This window comes from Clostridium sp., from assembly GCF_016650095.1.
Taxonomy (GTDB): Bacteria; Bacillota; Clostridia; order Clostridiales; family Clostridiaceae; genus Clostridium_AD.
On sequence record NZ_JAENWL010000426.1, the window covers coordinates 1 to 2,589 of the forward strand.

At 27.8% G+C, this 2,589-nt stretch carries 1 pseudogene; it reads left to right on the forward strand.

What is annotated here, in order from left to right:
* Positions 1-1,092 precede the first annotated feature (1,092 nt).
* Positions 1,093-2,435: pseudogene (locus tag JJE11_RS17430) on the forward strand (hypothetical protein).
* Positions 2,436-2,589 lie beyond the last annotated feature (154 nt).

Sequence of the window (2,589 nt, forward strand, 5' to 3'; positions counted from 1 at the left end):
ATATTTATCTAGTACATATTTTAACATTTTTGATATATGCATGTTTACTTTATCCATTAATTTGGTATATTAACTCTGTGATTAAAAGTGCCTCTCCAGTTACTAATAAAACCATTTTTAATTATCGTTTCCACAATTTCAACTCCTTACACAGTATAATTAGGTTAATGAAGGCACACTATTCTCCTTTACTATCTTAAGTTGTCTACATAATAGTAATATTTGAAAAATCGTTAATATTTATACAATAAATATAAGTATATATAAAAAAAACACTCTAATTCTATTTCATAGAATTAGAGTGTTTAAACTGCTAATTTTATCGATTTTAAATATAAATGAAACTTATAAACTTATAAATTTCAATTACTATATTATTCTGTTTATTCAAAACAATATATTAACATGATTATAGCATGTAATATCCTTATAGTCAAGAAGAGGCTAATTCTAATTATTGAATAACGTTTGAATTAATATCATATTTAATAATTCATATTATGTTAAGTGTTAATATTGTATTAGAATAGTTTCCTTACTAAGTTTTTCATGAGCTCAGTTTAAGATTAATAGTAATAGCATAAATATGCATTGATTTATAATTAGAATGATACTAAATGCGAATAAAAAAGCGGTGATTAAGGCGACACCATAGTAAAATATGGAAGAGTATGCTTACAGGTTTTACTTTCTAGCCAATTGGTTGACAATATATATAACTATGTATAAAATGATATTAGGTAATGTTAAAAAATAAAAAAATGAGGTGCTTTATGAGCGTGTACGTATCTAAATAGATTAAACTTTATAATTAAATAAATCTTTAAAAGGGCATAGTATACCTTTATTTGTTATGGATTTATTTAGTGATATCTATGAAGATACAAATCCACAAAGTGCCGTTATAGTTATAAGGAATGGATAATCCCATTTCTTATGAAGTTACGTATTTTAGCTGTGGGAGTATCCATGGCTTTTTTGTTTTGCAGATAAATAAGACCTTTGCAAAATGAGTTATATAGAAAATGGTAATGAGATTTATCCAGGATTAGTATCTCAATAGAACAAATTGTTTTATATAAGGAGAGAGAAATGAATATAAAAGCATTTAATAAGTTGCAATATAATGAACTGAAGGAAATTGTAAAGTCTTATTGTGTAAGTGGACTCGGAAAAGATTTAATAGATAGATTAAAGCCAAGTAGCAGCTTAAAAGTTGTTCAGAATAGGCTTGATGAAACTAGTGAGGGTAGAGCTTTATTAGATACTGTAGGGCATATTCCATTAGAAGGAATCTTTAATATAAAAAGTATTATAGAGAATATGCAAAAGGGGTCAATACTAGAGCCAGAGGAATTAACAAAGATTTGTAACTTTTTGAGGGGCTGCAGAAAAATTAAAGTTTTCATGATGGGAAAAGAACTTTACGCTCCAACTTTAAGTAGTTATGGTAATTCAATTACAGAATTTAAAGCTATAGAGGAAGAAATTGATTTTTCTATAAGAGGCAGTTTAGTAGATTCAAATGCAAGTAAAGAGCTTAAGAAAACTAGAAGACATATAGAAGATACGGATAGTAAAATACAAGAGAAATTAGAGAAGTTTTTAAAAAGCAGTACAAATAAAACTTTTATACAAGAGTTTTTGTCAGCAAGCGAAACGATAGATACACTATTCCTATAAAGGCGGCCTATAAAAATCAAGTTCCGGGGATAATTGTAGAAACATCATCTAAAGGATCTACAGCATTTATAGAACCAAGTGTTATTTCAAAATATACGACAGAGCTTGTGATATTAAAGTCAGAGGAAGCCTTAGAAGAATATAAAATATTAGCTGCATTAACTGAGTTAATATACGATAACTTAAAGGAAATTAATATTAATATAGAGGTAATAGCAGAGTATGATATGATTTTTTCAAAGGCCAAATATAGTAGAGATATAGATGGAATAAAGCCTAAATTGAATGATTATGGATATATAAATATTGCTAAGGGTAAGCATCCATTGTTAAAGGACGCTATCCTTGAAAAGGCAAAAAAGTATGCGCAGGATAAGGATTATAATTTAGAATTAGTAAAAGAAAGTAAGGTAAAAAAGAAAAAAGACGAAGAAGATATACTTAGTATAAAAACTTATACTTACAAAGTAGGGGATAAGGTGTTTCTTATTGAGCATAATGATTTTGCTATCGTATATAAACCTATAGACAACTTTAATAATATAACTGTATTATATAAGGACGACTTTCTAGAGGTTAATGAAAAAAGGCTAAGACTAGAGCTTGAGGCTACGGATTTATACCCAGAGGATTATGACCTTAATACACTATTTGTGGATTTTCAGCAGCGAAAGCTAGAAAGAGACATTGAGAGAGGATCTAAGAAGGCATTAAAGAAAATTCAAAAGGAAATAAGAAATAACAATAACTAACAAAGGGAGTAAAAGTAGATGAATAACCTAAAAATACAATTTTAGGTATTCATCTTCACATTAGGTGGTTTAGGTTTAAGGTTTAATTTATTCAGATATAAGGTACACTCCGGATAGGACTAGCAATGCTCCCAAAATTTTATTTATATCTAAT